This is a genomic window from Streptomyces sp. T12, from assembly GCF_028736035.1.
In the GTDB taxonomy this organism is placed as follows: Bacteria; Actinomycetota; Actinomycetes; order Streptomycetales; family Streptomycetaceae; genus Streptomyces.
Genome location: NZ_CP117866.1, coordinates 5999542 through 6015485 on the forward strand (window position 1 = coordinate 5999542; position 15944 = coordinate 6015485).

The following is a 15944-nucleotide window of genomic DNA, read 5'->3' on the forward strand; positions in this document are numbered from 1 at the left end:
ACGAAGAGTAGTCGGACGGTTGCTGTATGTGGCAGGCGTGCGTGAAGAAGGCCACTCGATCGTGGGGTGCGGGGCCGGGGTGCGTAATGTCGTACTCATGAGTACGACAGGTGCGACCGCCGATCCGCTCGCAGCCCTCGGTTCACTGCCCGGTGTGCCCGAGTCCGTGGAGTCCGTGCGCAAGGCCGTGGACCGGGTCTACGGGCACCGGATCATGCGGCGTCGCAGCAACGAGATCACCTCCGAGGCGGCCCTGCGCGGCGCCCGCGGCTCCGCGGCGCTGTCGGGTGCCGACTGGGCGCTCGAAGAGGTGCGTCGGCGCACCGACTTCAGCGGTGACGACGAGGCACGCGTCGTGGGTGCGGCCCTGCGGCTCACGGCCGAAGCGGGCCAACTGCTGTCCATCTGGCGGCAGTCACCGCTTCGGGTGCTGGCCCGGCTGCACCTGGTGGCGGCGGCGAGCAAGGACGACACGGTCGGGCGACCGCGCCAGGAGGGCGAGCCCGTCGACGAGCCCCTGGTCGAGTTGCCGCTGCCGAGCGCGGCGGAGGTGCACGGCCGTCTGGAGGGGCTGTCCGAGCTGATCATCGCCGGCGGGTCGGCGCCCGCCCTGGTGACGGCCGCCGTCGTGCACGGCGAAATCCTCGCGCTGCGCCCCTTCACGTCCCGCAACGGCCTCGTCGCGCGCGCGGCCGAGCGCATCGTCCTGGTCGGCAGCGGCCTCGACCCGAAGTCCGTCTGCCCGGCGGAGGTCGGTCACGGCGAACTGGGCCGCGCGGCCTATCTGGCGGCGCTCGACGGCTACGTCTCCGGCACCCCCGAGGGCATGGCCGCATGGATCGCCCACTGCGGCAAGGCGATCGAGCTCGGCGCACGCGAGTCGACGGCGGTGTGCGAGGCGCTGCAGCGCGGGGCGGCGTAACGCGCGCGAGTGCGGATCAGCCGTAGCGCGTGCGTGAAGCCGCGCGCGTGTGAAGGCGCGCGCGTGTGTGAAGCGTCATGCCGCGGCTCGGGAGTCGTAGGGCACGAAAAGGCCCCGCGCGCGGGGCTCATATAAGTTGCGGCGGTACGAGGATTCGTACCGCCGCTGGCATGTTCACCGGGTTACCAAGCGTCCTCGATATATTGCCCATCAGGTCGGGAACTCTGCCCGTCACCTGGTGCGGCTGGCCCGTAATCGACGGGTCGACGTCGCGTGGGTGCTCGATGTTCATGCTCGGTCCGTGGGGCCAAATGCGTATTAAAGGTGATCCTCGCGGATGTCCTTGGTCTCGCGGGCCGTTGAGTCCTTTGTACTCCAGGACCCAACCAAGCGGAAGGCCTGGCTGCAGTTCTTTACTTTTACTCTCAAAACTGCGTCAAACGGGCGTCGATGGGGCGAACTGGGCGCACGGAATCCGAAGGGCGCAGGTCAGGCGAGAGCCGTACGGCGTCGACTCGCGTACCAGACCAGCCCTGCGGTGGCCGCGGCGGCTCCTATGGCCGCCGCCGCGACAAGAGCGGGTCGCGGCGGCACGGAGAAGGAGGGAATCCGTTGCTTGAGTCGGACCGGGCGGTGGAAGTCGAGAATCGGCCACCCGCGCGCGAGTGCCTCGCGGCGCAGCGTGCGGTCGGGGTTCACGGCGTGCGGGTTGCCTACGGACTGAAGCATCGGCAGATCGGTGGCTGAGTCGCTGTAGGCGTAGCAACGGGAGAGGTCGTAGCCCTCGGACTCGGCCAGCTCCTTGATCGCCTCGGCCTTCGTCGGGCCGTAGGCGTAGTACTCCACCTCCCCGGTGAAGCAGCCGTCCTCGCCCACGACCATGCGCGTGGCCACCACGCGGTCGGCGCCGAGCAACTCCCCGATCGGCTCGACCACCTCGGCACCCGACGTGGAAACGATCACGACGTCGCGGCCGGCGGCGTGGTGCTCCTCGATGAGGGAGGCGGCCTCGTCGTAGATGATCGGGTCGATCAGGTCGTGCAGCGTCTCGGCGACGATCTCCTTGACCTGCTGGACGTTCCAGCCGCGGACGAGCGCGGAGAGGTACTCGCGCGTGCGCTCCATCTGGTCATGGTCCATACCGCCCAGGCGGAAGACGAACTGGGCGTATGCGGTCCGCAAGGCGGCCCTGCGGTTGATCAGACCGCCTTGGTAGAAGGACTTGCTGAACGTGAGCGTGCTCGACTTCGCAATGACCGTCTTGTCCAGGTCAAAGAAGGCCGCTGTGCGGGGCAAGGAGTGGTTTTCCACAACCCTGAGCATAGGGGCAGCCCATTCGGCGTAAGGTGGGCGCGTGGGTTTGCCTGAGAGGGCTCTCGGGTACACCATGGAAGTCACGGATCGTTCGCGACCGTGCTAACCCGGTCCGACTCCTCCCCCCCCGAGTCGGCCGTGGAGACGACCCCCGCTCTCCCCCCCGGCGGGGGTCGTCGCATGTCCGGGTGGGTTTTCCTCTTCTGAACGCGGCCGCGAGGCCGAGGCGAGGCGGCTGCGGCCGCCTCTTCCGCATGTTCATGATCCGTGACTGTGTGTAGCTGTCGCGCTGCTCTGCGGAAGTCGCACAGAGGTCGGTGCGGGGGTCACCGGTATGGGTGAAGGCCATATTCACAACCGCCGAGTTGTCCACAGTTATCGACCAAGATCCACACGATTTCCGGGATCGCTGCACCGTGATTCCAGCACGTCCCGCTCGGGCCGACTTCATGGCCGGTTCTGGTTAGTCGGGCGTGTTTGGCCGGTTCGTATCGGCCGTTCATATGGAGGCCGGTTGCCGGTTCTTCACACGTTTGGGAATCGCGGGGCCGCAGGGCTGCGCGAGTGATGCAGCGAAGGGGGATGGAAACCGTGACCGCAGCCGTCACACACGATCCGCCGCCCGCAGCCTCCGGGCGGCCGGGCAAACCGTTGATCGTCACGGAGGACGCCGATCTGCTCGACGACCTGCTGCGCCTGTGCGCGGCGGCCGGCGCCACACCGGAGGTCCACCACGGGGTGCCCGAGCCCCGAGGCAGCTGGGAGGCCGCGCCGCTCGTCCTGGTCGGCGACGACGCCGCGCGCCGCGTGCGCGGGGCCGGACGCAGACGTGGAGTGGTGCTGGTCGGCCGGGACCAGGACGACTCGGGCGTCTGGCGCCGGGCCGTCGAGATCGGCGCCGACCACGTCCTGATGCTGCCCGACGGCGAACAGTGGTTGGTCGACCGCATCGCCGACGTCGCCGAGGGTGTCGGCAGGCCCGCCCTCACCGTCGGGGTCATCGGCGGCCGCGGCGGGGCCGGAGCGTCCACGCTCGCGTGTGCCCTCGCCGTCACCGCCGCGCGTGAAGGGCTGCGCACGCTGCTCGTGGACGCCGATCCGCTGGGCGGCGGACTCGATGTCCTCCTCGGCGGCGAGGCCGCCGAGGGTCTGCGCTGGCCCTCCTTCGCCGGTTCGCGCGGGCGGCTCGGGAGCGGAGCCTTGGAGGAGTCCTTGCCGAAGCTGCACTCCCTACGGGTCCTGAGCTGGGATCGCGGCGACTGCCTCGCCGTCCCGCCGCCGGCGATGCGAGCGGTGCTCGCGGCGGCCCGGCGACGGGGAGGCGCCGTCGTCGTCGACCTGCCCCGCCGTATCGACGACGGCGTCGCGGAGGCCCTCGCCCAGCTCGACGTGGGGATCCTCGTGGTCCCCGCCGAACTGCGCGCCCTCACTGCCGCTCGGCAGGTGGCCTCAGCGGTCCGGATGGTCCTGCGGGATCTGCGGGTGGCTGTACGCGGGCCGTACGCGCCCGGGCTCGACGACCGCGAGGTGGCCCGGTTGCTGGAGCTGCCGCTCGTGGGCGAGGTGCCGGTCGAGTCGGGGCTGCTGCGACCGCACGAGACCAAGGCTCCGCCGGGGACGGTGGGGCGGGGGCCGCTGGCGCGGTTCTGCCGGGAGTTCTGGGAGCGCGCGTTGGTTGAGGCGAGGGCGGCATGAGTGACGGCGGGAACAGTGGCACGAGTGACGGTATGCGCAGTGGCATGAGTTACGGCGTGCGCAGGGGCGTGAGTGACGGCGTCGGTACGGCTTCGGGGATCGACCGGGTGAGTGGTGGCGCGGGTGGTTCGGTGCGGGCGTCCCCTGAGCGGTGGCGGTCGAGCGGGACGGCGGACGGGAGGGTGCGTAGGGCCACGCCGCGATGGGCGTTGGACGGTTCGGCGAGTGCCGGTGTGGTGCGGCGGGTGTCAGACGCTTCGGTGGGTGCTGGTGTCGCGCGAGTGTCGGACGGCTCGGCGAGCGCCGCTGTGGTGTCGCGGGTGGTGGAGGGCGCTGGGAGCACGGCCATTGGGCGGTGGGCGCCGGTCGACCGGGCCGGTCCGTCGGCTGGACGGTGGTCCTCGGCCGGAGCGATGGCCGGAGGGATGGCCGAGGCGGTTATGCCGACGGGGCTGCTCGACGGGGTGCGGCAGTGGCTGGCCGAGAGCGGGGCCGAGCCCACGCCCGCGCGCGTTGCGCAAGCCCTGCGGGAGCAGGGCAGGGTGCTGGGGGATGCCGAAGTCCTCGGAGCGGCCGAGCAGTTGCGGTCCGAGCTGGTCGGGAGCGGCCCGCTGGAGCCACTGCTCGCCGATCCTTCGGTGACGGATGTGTTGGTGTCGGCGCCGGACCGGGTCTGGGTGGACCGGGGCGGCGGCCTGCAGCTGACCTCCGTGTCCTTCCCGGACGCGGCGGCCGTACGACGCCTTGCCCAGCGCCTCGCCACGGTCGCCGGGCGGCGCCTGGACGACGCGCGGCCCTGGGTGGACGCCCGGCTGCCCGACGGGACCCGGCTGCACGCCGTGCTGCCCCCGGTCGCCGTCGGCTGTGCCTGCCTGTCGCTGCGAGTTGTACGGCCGCGGGCGTTCACGCTCGACGAGCTGGTCGCGGCGGGCACGGTGCCGCCGGGCGGGGACCGGGTGTTGCGGGCACTGGTCGACGCGCGGCTGTCCTTCCTCATCAGCGGCGGGACCGGAAGCGGCAAGACCACGTTGTTGAGCGCGTTGCTCGGGCTGGCCGGGCCGGGCGAGCGGATCGTGCTCGCTGAGGACTCGGCGGAGCTCAGGCCGGACCATCCGCATGTCGTACGGCTGGAGAGCAGACCCGCCAACCAGGAGGGGGCCGGGCTCGTCACTCTCGAGGACCTGGTGCGGCAGGCGCTGCGGATGCGGCCGGACCGGCTGGTCGTGGGCGAGGTGCGCGGATCCGAAGTGGTCCATCTGCTGGCCGCCTTGAACACCGGTCACGAAGGAGGCTGCGGGACCGTCCACGCGAATGCGGCGGCCGACGTGCCGGCCCGGCTGGAGGCGCTCGGCACGGCGGCCGGGCTCGACCGGGCCGCGCTGCACAGCCAGTTGGCGGCCGCGTTGTCGGTCGTACTCCATCTCGCGCGCGACCGGACCGGACGGCGGCGGATCTCGGAGGTGCATGTGCTGGAGCGGGACCCGTCGGGCCTGGTGCGGACGGTGCCGGCGCTGCGCTGGGGCGCGGAGGCGTTCGCGTATGAGCGGGGGTGGGAGCGGCTGCGGGGGCTGCTACGGGGTGCGGGCGATGAGGGGGCGTGCCGGGATCGCGAGGGGGCGAGGGGTCCGGTGACGTGAGGGAGTCGGTGACGTGGCGGTGCGGTGACGTGGCGGTGCGGTGACGTGGCGGTGCGGTGACGTGGCGGTGCGGTGACGTGGTGGGTTCCGGAGCGGTGAGGAATCGGCGACGTGAGGAATCGGTGACGTCAGGAATCGGTGACGTGAGGGGTTCGGTGGTCTGAATGGGTGAGATGTCGTTGTCGTCGGGCGCGGCAGTTGCGTGTCTCGGGGCGGCGGTCTGGTTGGTGGGCGGGCGCAACTCCGGGACTCGACGGGCGCAGTTGCTGCTTGCGGGTGGTGGGGTGGTGGGAGCCGGGCCGCCCGACTGGCGGCAGATGGCCGGGGAGCTGCGTCGGCTCCGGGGGCGGTTGCGGGCCGAGTGGTGGGCGCCGGCCGTCGGGCTGGTGCTGGCTGTGCTGGGGGCGTCGTTACTGCCGGTCGTCGCGGGGGCGGCCGGGGTGCCGTTGCTGCGGAGGGTGCGGCTGGCCCGGGAGGCGCGCCGGACGCGGGAGCGTTGCGGGGACGCGGTGATCGCGCTGTGCGGGGCGCTGGCCGGGGAAGTGCGGGCCGGGCGGCAGCCGGGTGAGGCGTTGCTGCGGGTGGCGCGGGACTCCGGTGGGCTCGGGGAAGCGCAGGCCGCGGTGCTGGCGGCGGCGCGGTTCGGCGGGGATGTGCCGGGCGCGCTCACCTCCGCGGCACGGCAGCCGGGTGCCGAGGGGCTGTCGGGCCTGGCGGCTTGCTGGCGGGTGGCCGTGGACCAGGGCGCGGGGCTCGCGGCCGGACTCGACCGGCTGGAAGGGGCGTTGCGCGCCGAGCGGGACCAACGCGCCGATCTACGCGCCCAGTTGGCGGGAGCTCGGTCGACGGTGGTGATGCTCGCCGGGTTGCCGGTCCTGGGCCTGCTGCTCGGTGCCGCGATGGGGGCCGACCCGCTGCATGTGCTGCTGCATACCGGGGCGGGGCTCGGGTGCGTGCTGGTCGGCGGGGTGCTGGAGGCGCTGGGGATGTGGTGGGCGCTGCGGATCGTGCGGGGAGCGGAAGCGGCGTGAGGAATTGGGCGGCGAGGGCGTGAGGGGCGGCGTGAGGACGTGGGGTGGGCCGGGACGTGCGAAGGAGGTGGCGGCGTGAGGACTCGGGCGGGTCTGGGTCGTGAGGGGGAGGTGACGGCGTGAGTGCGGAGGTTGTCCACAGGCTGGGGGCGGCCGTGGGGGCGGCGCTGGTCGTCGGGTGGCTGTTGCGGTGGCCCGTGGCGGTGCGGCACGAGCGGAGGGTGCGGCGACGTCTGGCCGAGTTGATGACGACCGCCGTGGTGACGCCGATAAGCCGACGGTTCGACGTCCGGCAGGGCATGCGGCAGGGGCTGCCCTCGGCGGCGGTCGTGGGCGCCGGTTGGGCGCTGGTCGGCGGCGTCGTCGGCCTGGCGGTGGGGCTGATCGTCGCGGGCGGGCTGTGGATGTGGCGGCGTCGGCAGGCGGCCGTTGGCGCGGAGGAGCTGCCCGATGCCAGTGAGGTGGCTCGCCAGCTGCCGCTCGCCGCCGATCTGTTGGCGGCCTGCATCGCGGCGGGAGCCGGTCCGGTGATCGCGGCGCAGGCTGTGGGCGAGGCCCTGGGCGGCCCCGTTGGGGACGGGCTGGCGCGAGGGGCGGCGGAGGTGCGGCTCGGCGGTGAACCGGGCGAGGCGTGGCAGCGGCTGGCGTCGATGCCGAGGGCCGGCGCGCTGGCGCGGTTGCTCGAAAGGGCAGATGTGTCGGGGCTTCCTGCGGCCGGACCGGTCGCGCGGCTCGCCGCGGAGGCTCGCGCCGACTGGGGGCGCACCGCGACGGAACGGGCCAGGCGGGCGGCTGTCATGGTCACCGCGCCGGTGGGGCTGTGCTTCCTGCCCGCGTTCATCGCGGTGGGCGTGGCGCCTGTGGTGATCGGGCTTGCGGGCGGGGTGCTGGGAGGGGGTGGCGGATGACGGGGTGAGGGGCGGCGACGGCCGTCGGTCGGTAGACGAGTGGGAGTTCGGCAGCGAGACGTTCAACAGCTGGTTTCAACAGGACTGAGCCTTACGGGGGTTGAGATGTGCAAGGCGGTACGGGCACGGATGCGTGCCCTGGTGTGCAGGATGCGGGCGGCGCGGAGGGACGCGGGGATGGTCACCTCCGAGTACGCGATGGGGATCGTCGCGGCGGTGGCGTTCGCCGTGGTGCTCTACAAGGTCGTGACGAGCGGGCAGGTCAGCGCGGAGTTGCAGGCCATCGTGAAGCAGGCGCTCGATGCGCGGATGTGAGCGGGACATTGAGCTGGGGTGGTCGGACCGGGGTGCCGGTCGGGGGCCCCGTCGGGGATCGGACCAAGGGTTCGTAACGGCGGAATCGGCTGTCGTGTTGCCCGTGCTGGTGATGTTCGCGATGGCGCTGGTGTGGGGGCTGCTCGTGGTGGCCGCGCAGATCCAGTGCGTGGACGCGGCCCGGACGGGCGCCCGCGCCGCAGCCCGGCAGGATCCGGCCGACGCGGTCATCGAGGTGACCCGTGAGGCGGCACCGCGCGGCGCGACGGTCACGGTCGGCCGGGAGGGAGACGAAGTCCGCGTGGTCGTCGTGGCCAAGCCGCCGGTGCTGCGCGGGCTTCCTTTCGAGGTACGGGAAGAAGCCGTGGCGTCGGCGGAGGAGATGGTGGGCGCGATGGTGGGGGCGGGGACATGAGCGGGGGTATCGCAGGGGGGCTCGGGTTTATCACCGGTCGACGATCTGGGTGCGAGACGGCAGGCGGCCGTTCTTCTGCCCGCGCCTCTGTCGCTGGCTGGGGCTGTAGCTCTCTCAGGGGCTGGAGTACTGGCCGCAGGCCGATCGCTGGTCGGCGGTCTGGGCCCGAGCCCGTCGCTGGGCGAGGGTCTGATCCCGAGCCTGTCGCTGGGCGGGGGTCTGGGCCCGAGCCTGTCGCTGGGCGAGGATCTGTCCCCAAGCCCGTCGCCGACCGGCGATCTGGCCGCAGGTCCGCCACTGGCGCAGAGTCTGGCCGCGCGCCCACCACCGACTGGGGAACCGGTCACAGGTCCGCCACTGGCCGAGAACCTGGCCGCGCGCCCATCGCCGGTCGGAGCTCCGGACGCAGTCCCGTCATCGAGCGGCATACGGCCAGCCGACCCGTCGACGCCCGGCATACGGCCCGGGTACTTGCCGTCGGCCTGCGCTCCGACCGCGGTTCCGCCACCGTCTGGAGCCTCGGCGCCATCGCTGTGCTCTGCGTCGTCTTCGGCGTCGTACTCGCCCTGGGGCAAGCCGTCGTAGCCCGGCACCGTGCGGCCGGCGGCGCGGATCTCGCGGCGCTCGCGGCGGCCGATCACTGGGCGGAGGGCGGTACGGCGGCCTGCGCCCGTGCGGAACGGGTGGCCGGGGCGCAGGGCGTGCGTCTGGTGCGATGCGTGGTGGTGGGCGAGATCTCGGACGTGACGGCGGCGTCGGGCCGGGGGCCGTTCGCCGCGGAGGTCAGGGCGCGGGCGGGGCCTGCTGGCCCGGAGGGGGCGACCCTGCCGACGGGGCCTCCGTCGGGCGGCGCTGCGGGGACGGACCGGCCGACGCCGGCTCCATGAGCGGTTGCGGCTGACTCCGGCTCCGTGACCGGTTACGGCAGATGCCGACACCATGACCGTTCGCGCTGACGGCGGCACCATGACCGTTTGCAGTTGACGTCGGCTCCGTGACCGTTTGCGGCCGACGGCGGCTTCTCTTCGCCGTCCTCAGCCAGGGAAGTTTCCCCCATCCCAGCCGGGCAGCTTCCTTCTCCGCTGGCGGCACGCTTTCCGTCGCCAGCCAGGGCAATGCTCCCCCTCCCCAGCCGCGGCACGCTCTCCGTTGCCTGCCGGAGCGATGCTCCCCACCGCTCCCCTCCCCGGCCGCGGCAAGCTCTCCGTCGCCCACCGGGGCAGTCTCCCCTTCCCGGCCAGGGCAAGCCCTCCATTCCCCGCCCAGGCGCGCGAGCCGTCCCCAGCTGGGTCAGTGCCCGACGTCGTTCGCCGGGGCGCCGTCCCCAGCTGGGCCATGCCCCCCACTCCTCGCAGGGACAGGCTCCCCCTCTCCAGCCGCACCAAGATCCCCCTGCCCACCCGCACCAACCTCCCCCGCTCCGCCCACGGCAACCTCCCCCGCCTCCTCCGGCGCCCCCCGCAACAGCACCGTCAGCAACCGCACCGCCCCCCGCTTGTGCAGCGGATCGTTGCCGTTGCCGCACTTGGGGGACTGGATGCAGGACGGGCAGCCGGCGTCGCACTCGCAGGAGGCGATGGCCTGGCGGGTGGCGGTGAGCCAGGCGCGGGCGGTGTGGAAGGCGCGCTCCGCGAAGCCCGCGCCGCCCGGGTGGCCGTCGTAGACGAAGACCGTCGGGAGCAGTGTGTCGGGGTGGAGCGGGATCGAGACGCCGCCGATGTCCCAGCGGTCGCAGGTTGCGAAGAGGGGCAGCAGGCCGATCGAGGCGTGCTCGGCGGCGTGCAGGGCGCCGCCGAGGATCTCGGGGTTGATGCGGGCCTCGTCCAGCTGGTCCTCGGTGACCGTCCACCACACCGCGCGTGTGCGCAGCGTACGAGGAGGGAGGTCGAGTTTCGTCTCGCCCAGTACTTCGCCGGTGATCAGTCGGCGGCGCAGGAAGGAGACCACCTGGTTGGTGACCTCGACGGAGCCGTAGCACAGGCGGCCGTCGCCCCACGGGACCTCGATGTCCGTTTCCAGGACGGAGATGGACGTGGTGTCGCGGGCGACCGTCGAATACGGCGGTACGGCCTCCTCGACAAGGGCGACCGAGTCCTCCAGGTCGAGGGTGCGGACGAGATACGTGCGGCCCTGGTGGAGATGGACCGCGCCCTCGTGGACGGTGGTGTGTGCGGCGCCCGCGTCGACCGTGCCGAGCAGGCGGCCGGTGCCGGACTCGACGATCTGGACAGGGCGGCCGCCCCCGCCGCGGATGTCGGTCAGGTCGGCGGCCCGTTCCCGGCGCGTCCAGTGCCAGGCCTTCGTGCGGCGGCGCAGCAGTTTCGCGGCCTCCAGTTGCGGCAACAGTCCCTCGGTCTCGGGACCGAAAAGCGCCAAATCCTCGTCGGTCAGCGGGACTTCCGCGGCTGCCGCGCACAGGTGCGGAGCCAGGACGTACGGGTTGTCGGGGTCGAGGACCGTCGACTCCACCGGCCGGTCGAACAGGGCCTCGGGGTGGTGGACGAGGTAGGTGTCCAGCGGATCGTCCCGGGCGACCAGGACGGCCAGCGCGCCCTGCCCGGAGCGGCCGGCCCGGCCCGCCTGCTGCCACAGGGACGCGCGCGTGCCCGGGTAGCCGGCGATGAGTACGGCGTCCAGGCCGGAGACGTCGATGCCGAGTTCCAGGGCGGTGGTGGCGGCCAGGCCGAGGAGTTCGCCGGAGTGGAGGGCCTGTTCCAGGGCACGGCGCTCCTCGGGGAGGTAGCCGCCGCGGTAGGCCGCGACACGCCGGGCGAGGGAGCGGTCGACCTCGGCGAGGCGCTCCTGGGCGATGACCGAGATCAGCTCGGCGCCGCGCCGGGAGCGTACGAAGGCGACCGACCGCACACCCTGCACCGCCAGATCCGTCAGGAGGTCCGCAGTCTCGGCGGTTGCCGTACGGCGGACGGGGGCGCCCTTCTCGCCCTGGAGCTCGGTGAGCGGGGGCTCCCAGAGGGCGAAGACCAGTTCCCCGCGCGGGGAGGCGTCGTCGGCGACCTCCACCACCGGCAGGCCCGTGAGGCGGCCTGCGGCCACCGCGGGCTCGGCGGCGGTCGCGGAGGCCAGCAGGAAGACCGGAGAGGCGCCGTAGCGGGCGCACAGGCGGCGCAGACGGCGCAGGACCTGGGCCACGTGGGAGCCGAAGACACCGCGGTAGGTGTGGCACTCGTCGATGACGACGTACTTCAGCGCCTTCAGGAAGGAGGACCAGCGGGGGTGGGACGGGAGTATGCCGCGATGCAGCATGTCGGGGTTGGTGAGGACGTAGTTGGCGTACTGGCGGATCCACTCGCGTTCCTCGAACGGAGTATCGCCGTCGTACACAGCTGGGCGTACGGAATTGCCCAGCGGATGTGAAAGTTCCTTCACCGAACGGCACTGGTCCGCCGCAAGGGCCTTGGTGGGGGCCAGGTAGAGCGCGGTGGCACCACGGCCGTTCGGGGCCTCGGAGCCGTCCAGGAGCGTCGAGAGGACCGGCACGAGGTAGGCCAGCGACTTGCCGGACGCCGTGCCCGTCGCGACGACCACCGACTCGCCGTCGAGCGCGTGCTCGGCGGCGCGTGCCTGGTGGGCCCAGGGGTGTTCGATTCCTGCCGTCTGCACTGCGGCGATGACCTCCGCGCGGATCCGGTCAGGCCAGACGGCATGGCGACCCTCCCGCGGGGGCACATGCTCCGTATGAGTGATGCGCGAAGCCCGGCTCGGCCCCGAGGCGAGTCGGCCCAGCACCGTGCCCGGGTCCACCCGGGAAACGGGGCCCGTCGGGGATCGATCGGATCGGTGATTCTTGGCCATCGGCACCGAGTGTGTCACTGGCGTGACGGACAATGGGACCAAGGCGTCGTGCACGCCTGCCGGTAAGTGATTGAATGCCATCGCGGCTGGCGAACCGTCCAAGGGGCTGCAAGCCGAGGTCCCCGAGGGGCGACCGCTCGATAGCAAGGTGCTGGAGGATCCGTGGACCTGTCCCTGTCGACCCGTACCGTCGGCGATCGTACGGTCGTCGAGGTCGGTGGCGAAATCGACGTATATACCGCGCCCAAGCTGCGCGAGCAGCTGGTCGAGCTGGTGAACGACGGGAGTTTCCACCTCGTCGTCGACATGGAGGGCGTGGACTTCCTCGACTCCACCGGGCTCGGCGTGCTGGTCGGCGGCCTGAAGCGTGTGCGTGCCCATGAGGGCTCACTGCGCCTGGTCTGCAACCAGGAGCGCATTCTGAAGATCTTCCGCATCACCGGCCTCACCAAGGTGTTCCCGATCCACACCTCGGTCGAGGAAGCGGTTGCGGCGACCGACTGATCACCGGACCCGGGCCCGCCGCTGAGCGTGCCCGGGGCGGCGGAAGTTGAAAGAGAAGGGGGACCGGGCTTTCGGCAGCCCGGCCCTCCGGACAGCACGCCCGTAGTTCCGAGGGGGATGCATGGCCACCGTTGAACTCCGCTTCAGCGCGCTGCCCGAGCACGTCAGGACCGCCCGGCTGGTGGCGGCAGCGGTGGCGCGCAGGGCCGGAGTGGACGAGGCCGTACTCGACGAGGTCAGACTCGCTGTCGGCGAGGCCTGCACCCGTGCCGTCGGACTGCACCAGAGCGTCGGCATCACGGCGCCGGTGAAGGTCGCGCTGATCGAGGAGGAGAAACAGTTCTCCATCGAGGTCGGCGACGAGGCGCCGCACTCCGCCCCCGGCGATCGGGCAGCCGGTGCCGCGGGCGACGACGGCGAGATCGAGGCCGAAGAGGACGAAATGGGCCTCGCGGTCATCAGCGGTCTCGTCGACGACGTGGAGGTCTCCGCAGGGGAACACGGTGGGCTGATCCGTATGACCTGGCCGACCACGCCGCCGGCCGTGGTGCTTCCCTGAACGACCCCGCCAAGGCGACCTCATCGCGAAAGGGCCCTGCTCAGCAGGGCCCTTTCGCGTTTCCTGGGTCGGCGCCGGAGAATTCGTGAAGCAATTCACGATCAATCTCCCGATAATTCGATCAAGAGCCAATGCTCACGTCAATGGTTTTGAGGCATTAGCACTTTCGGGTTCAGTGGCTTGACGTCGATCATTTGCTGAACGGCATGTGAAGGCCAATTCCGTTTACCGCGCTCTGTTTTGATCAGGTTCCGGTACCTAGAATCCGTCCACATCTTGAGCTCAGCCCAAGCGTCAAGGAGGACGAATGGCGGGGCTTTCTACCCCTCATCAGTTGGACCATCCCACAACCCTCGCAGCGGCAGTGCTGACCGACGACAACCGGATCATCATCACGGTCATCGGCGTCGTGGCACTGGCAGCGCTCGTGGTCGCCGGCGTCCTGGTGCGCCAGGTGCTCGCGGCGGGCGAGGGCACCGAGAGCATGAAGAAGATTGCGTCGGCGATCCAGGAAGGCGCGAACGCCTATCTGGGACGGCAGATGCGCACGCTCGGCGTGTTCGCCGTCGTCGTGTTCTTCCTGCTCATGCTGCTGCCCGCGGACGACTGGAATCAGCGCATCGGCCGATCGGTGTTCTTCTTGATCGGCGCCGCGTTCTCGGCGGCCACCGGTTATATCGGCATGTGGCTCGCCGTACGCAGCAATGTGCGCGTCGCCGCGGCCGCACGCGAAGCGACCCCGGCGCCTGGAGAGCCGGAAAGGGATCTCACCGCCGTCTCGCACAAAGCAATGAAGATCGCTTTCCGAACGGGTGGCGTCGTCGGCATGTTCACGGTGGGGCTCGGTCTGCTGGGCGCCTCCTGTGTGGTGCTGGTGTACGCGGCCGACGCGCCGAAGGTGCTCGAAGGATTCGGTCTCGGTGCCGCGCTGATCGCGATGTTCATGCGTGTCGGCGGCGGCATCTTCACCAAGGCTGCCGACGTCGGCGCCGACCTGGTCGGCAAGGTCGAACAGGGCATTCCGGAGGACGACCCGCGCAATGCCGCGACCATCGCCGACAACGTGGGCGACAACGTCGGCGACTGCGCGGGCATGGCGGCCGACCTGTTCGAGTCGTACGCCGTGACCCTGGTCGCCGCGCTGATCCTCGGGTCGGCGGCGTTCGGTGACTCCGGGCTCGCCTTCCCGCTGATCGTGCCCGCGATCGGCGTGATCACCGCGATGATCGGCATCTTCGCAGTGGCCCCGCGCCGCTCCGACCGAAGCGGCATGACGGCGATCAACCGTGGGTTCTTCATCTCCGCGGTGATCTCGATCGTGCTGGTCGCGATCGCGGTGTTCATCTACCTGCCGTCGTCCTACGCCGACCTCGACGGCGTCACCGACGCCGCCATCGCGGGCAAGGACGGCGACCCGCGGATCCTGGCGCTCGTCGCCGTGGGCATCGGCATCCTGCTGGCCGCCGTCATCCAGCAGCTGACCGGCTACTTCACCGAGACCAACCGGCGCCCGGTCATGGACATCGGCAAGACCTCGCTGACCGGCCCGGCCACCGTCGTCCTCGCCGGTATCTCGGTCGGTCTCGAATCGGCCGTCTACACCGCCCTGTTGATCGGCCTCGGCGTCTATGGGGCGTTCCTGCTCGGCGGTACGTCGATCATGCTGGCGCTGTTCGCGGTGGCGCTGGCCGGCACCGGCCTGCTCACCACGGTCGGCGTGATCGTCGCCATGGACACCTTCGGGCCGGTCTCCGACAACGCGCAGGGCATCGCCGAGATGTCCGGCGACGTCACGGGTGCGGGCGCCCAGGTGCTCACCAACCTGGACGCGGTCGGCAACACCACCAAGGCCATCACCAAGGGCATCGCCATCGCCACCGCCGTCTTGGCGGCAGCGGCGCTCTTCGGGTCGTACCGCGACGCCATCACCACCGGCGCGCGGGACGTGGGCGAGAAACTCAGCGGCGAAGGAGCGCCGATGAGCCTGATCATGGACATCTCGCAGCCCAACAACCTCGTCGGCCTCATCGCGGGCGCGGCGGTCGTCTTCCTCTTCTCGGGGCTCGCGATCAACGCCGTGTCGCGGTCGGCGGGTTCCGTGGTGTACGAGGTGCGGCGGCAGTTCCGTGAGAAGCCCGGGATCATGGACTACAGCGAGACGCCGGAGTACGGCAAGGTCGTCGACATCTGCACGAAGGACGCGCTCAGGGAACTGGCGACTCCTGGTCTGCTGGCCGTGATGGCGCCGATCTTCATCGGGTTCACGCTCGGCGTCGGCGCCCTCGGCGCGTTCCTGGCGGGTGCCATCGGCGCCGGCACGCTGATGGCGGTGTTCCTCGCCAACTCCGGCGGCGCCTGGGACAACGCCAAGAAGCTCGTCGAGGACGGCCACCACGGCGGCAAGGGCAGCGAGGCCCACGCCGCCACGGTGATCGGCGATACGGTCGGTGACCCCTTCAAGGACACCGCCGGTCCCGCGATCAACCCGCTGCTGAAGGTGATGAACCTGGTGTCGCTGCTCATCGCGCCCGCGGTCATCCAGTTCAGCTACGGCGAGGACAAGAACGTCGGCGTACGGGTCACGATCGCCGTGCTGTCGCTCCTCGTGATCGTCGGCGCGGTCTACGTCTCCAAGCGGCGAGGCATCGCCATGGGTGACGAAGGCAACGCCGACAGGGTGGCCAAACCGGTCGATCCCGCGGTGGTTTCGTAGGCGGTCTTACGACAGCCCAGCTCAAGAGGCGGGCGGGCGGCGCGCATTGACGTGCCGCCCGCCCGCCTCGTGCTTGTTCACGCCGGGCCGTGACCCTTCTCTCACTTGGTGTAAATCG

14 protein-coding genes are annotated in these 15944 nt (G+C 71.2%); 11 read left to right on the forward strand and 3 right to left on the reverse strand.

All coding sequences use genetic code 11. The annotated features are described in order from the left end of the window. The first annotated feature begins 97 nt into the window (after positions 1–97). On the forward strand, positions 98–922 hold the full coding sequence (locus PBV52_RS27075) for an oxidoreductase (RefSeq protein WP_274241662.1): 825 nt from the start codon (positions 98–100) through the stop codon (positions 920–922). 489 nt (positions 923–1411) lie between these two features. Here the strand turns inward: PBV52_RS27075 and PBV52_RS27080 are convergent, their stop codons facing one another. Beyond that, complete coding sequence (locus tag PBV52_RS27080) at positions 1412–2245, reverse strand: HAD family phosphatase (RefSeq protein WP_274241663.1); 834 nt, start codon at positions 2243–2245, stop codon at positions 1412–1414. 573 nt (positions 2246–2818) lie between these two features. On the opposite strand from PBV52_RS27080, the gene ssd reads away from it, so the two are divergent. Beyond that, on the forward strand, positions 2819–3931 hold the full coding sequence (gene ssd / locus PBV52_RS27085; protein ID WP_274241664.1) for a septum site-determining protein Ssd: 1113 nt from the start codon (positions 2819–2821) through the stop codon (positions 3929–3931). Between the two features lie 49 nt (positions 3932–3980). Here the strand turns inward: ssd and PBV52_RS27090 are convergent, their stop codons facing one another. Next, the gene (locus PBV52_RS27090) at positions 3981–4280 is read right to left on the reverse strand and encodes a hypothetical protein (protein WP_274241665.1); all 300 of its coding nucleotides are present in this window, start codon (positions 4278–4280) and stop codon (positions 3981–3983) included. Positions 4281–4356: 76 nt separating this feature from the next. Between PBV52_RS27090 and PBV52_RS27095 the strand changes: the two genes are divergently transcribed. The 6 genes from PBV52_RS27095 to PBV52_RS27120 all read left to right on the forward strand — a co-directional run bounded on the left by PBV52_RS27095 (position 4357) and on the right by PBV52_RS27120 (position 9124). Then, positions 4357–5568, forward strand: coding sequence for a TadA family conjugal transfer-associated ATPase (locus PBV52_RS27095; RefSeq protein WP_274241666.1), 1212 nt, complete (start codon positions 4357–4359; stop codon positions 5566–5568). A 164-nt stretch (positions 5569–5732) separates the two neighbouring features. After that, complete coding sequence (locus PBV52_RS27100; protein ID WP_274241667.1) at positions 5733–6599, forward strand: type II secretion system F family protein; 867 nt, start codon at positions 5733–5735, stop codon at positions 6597–6599. A 119-nt stretch (positions 6600–6718) separates the two neighbouring features. Next, positions 6719–7507: a type II secretion system F family protein gene (locus PBV52_RS27105; RefSeq protein ID WP_274241668.1), complete on the forward strand. Its 789-nt coding sequence runs from the start codon at positions 6719–6721 to the stop codon at positions 7505–7507. Positions 7508–7612: 105 nt separating this feature from the next. Then, positions 7613–7822 carry a DUF4244 domain-containing protein gene (locus PBV52_RS27110; RefSeq protein ID WP_274241669.1) on the forward strand — a complete coding sequence of 70 codons (210 nt, stop codon included), beginning with the start codon at positions 7613–7615 and terminating at the stop codon, positions 7820–7822. Then, a complete protein-coding gene (locus tag PBV52_RS27115; protein WP_274241670.1) occupies positions 7809–8237 on the forward strand; it encodes a TadE family type IV pilus minor pilin in 429 nt (142 codons plus the stop codon). Before PBV52_RS27110 ends, PBV52_RS27115 begins: the two co-directional genes overlap by 14 nt. Before the next feature lie 482 nt (positions 8238–8719). After that, on the forward strand, positions 8720–9124 hold the full coding sequence (locus tag PBV52_RS27120) for an Rv3654c family TadE-like protein (RefSeq protein WP_274249602.1): 405 nt from the start codon (positions 8720–8722) through the stop codon (positions 9122–9124). Between the two features lie 403 nt (positions 9125–9527). Here the strand turns inward: PBV52_RS27120 and PBV52_RS27125 are convergent, their stop codons facing one another. Further along, positions 9528–12131, reverse strand: coding sequence for a DEAD/DEAH box helicase (locus tag PBV52_RS27125; RefSeq protein WP_274241671.1), 2604 nt, complete (start codon positions 12129–12131; stop codon positions 9528–9530). Positions 12132–12212: 81 nt separating this feature from the next. On the opposite strand from PBV52_RS27125, the gene bldG reads away from it, so the two are divergent. The 3 genes from bldG (at position 12213) to PBV52_RS27140 (ending at position 15826) form a co-directional block, all read left to right on the forward strand. After that, positions 12213–12554, forward strand: coding sequence for an anti-sigma factor antagonist BldG (gene bldG, locus PBV52_RS27130; RefSeq protein ID WP_003975386.1), 342 nt, complete (start codon positions 12213–12215; stop codon positions 12552–12554). Positions 12555–12675: 121 nt separating this feature from the next. Continuing rightward, entirely contained in the window at positions 12676–13113 is a 438-nt protein-coding gene (locus tag PBV52_RS27135; protein WP_274241680.1) for an ATP-binding protein, read from the forward strand. A 307-nt stretch (positions 13114–13420) separates the two neighbouring features. Further along, entirely contained in the window at positions 13421–15826 is a 2406-nt protein-coding gene (locus PBV52_RS27140; RefSeq protein ID WP_274241681.1) for a sodium-translocating pyrophosphatase, read from the forward strand. Positions 15827–15944 lie beyond the last annotated feature (118 nt).